The following is a 662-nucleotide window of genomic DNA, read 5'->3' as shown; positions in this document are numbered from 1 at the left end:
GCTCGGCGCCGAGCTGCGCCGCACGGCGCGCGCCGCCGGTGCGAGCACCTTCATGCTCGCCCGGGCCGCGGTCGCGGTCCTGCTGCACCGCCTCGGCGCCGGCGACGACATCCCGCTGGGCGCCCCCGTCGCCGGCCGCGCCGACCAGGCACTGGAGGACGTCGTCGGGTTCTTCGTCAACACCCTGGTGCTGCGCACCGACCTGTCCGGCGACCCCGGATTCACCGAGGTCCTGGACCGGGTCCGGGCTGCCGACCTGGAGGCGTTCGCGCACGCCGACGTGCCCTTCGAGTCGGTGGTGCGCGCGGTCAACCCGGACCGCAGCGCCGACACCACCCCGCTGTTCCAGGTGATGGTGGTGCACCGCGCCGGTGGCACCGCCCGCGAGTCGGGCCTGGTCCTGCCCGGTGTCACCGTCGGCGAGCAGCCGCAGCCGCCCGCCCGCGCCCAGTTCGACCTGGTCGTCGAGTTCCGCGACGGCGGGCCGGAGGAACCGCTGGGGGTGCGGCTGCTGTACCGCACCGAGCTGTTCGACGCCGCGACCGTGCACGCGCTGGGGGAGCGGCTGACCACGGTGCTGCGCGCCGTCGTGGCCGACCCGCGGCGCCCGGTCCGCCGGATCGACGTCGCCGCGGCCGGGGAGGCCGACCGGGCCCGCCGCG

Annotated in this window: 1 protein-coding gene; it reads left to right on the top strand. The window is 77.3% G+C overall.

Going from position 1 to position 662, the window contains the following annotated elements; genetic code table 11:
- Window positions 1-662: condensation domain-containing protein (locus tag GTW08_RS00650; protein ID WP_161151245.1), on the top strand; the 662-nt coding region annotated here is incomplete at both ends.

Origin of the sequence: Pseudonocardia sp. SID8383, from assembly GCF_009864975.1 — a bacterium.
GTDB classification, from domain to species: domain Bacteria; phylum Actinomycetota; class Actinomycetes; order Mycobacteriales; family Pseudonocardiaceae; genus Pseudonocardia; species Pseudonocardia alni.
The sequence above is the reverse complement of the archived record's forward strand: the minus strand, read 5'-3'. Positions and strand labels throughout refer to the sequence as shown.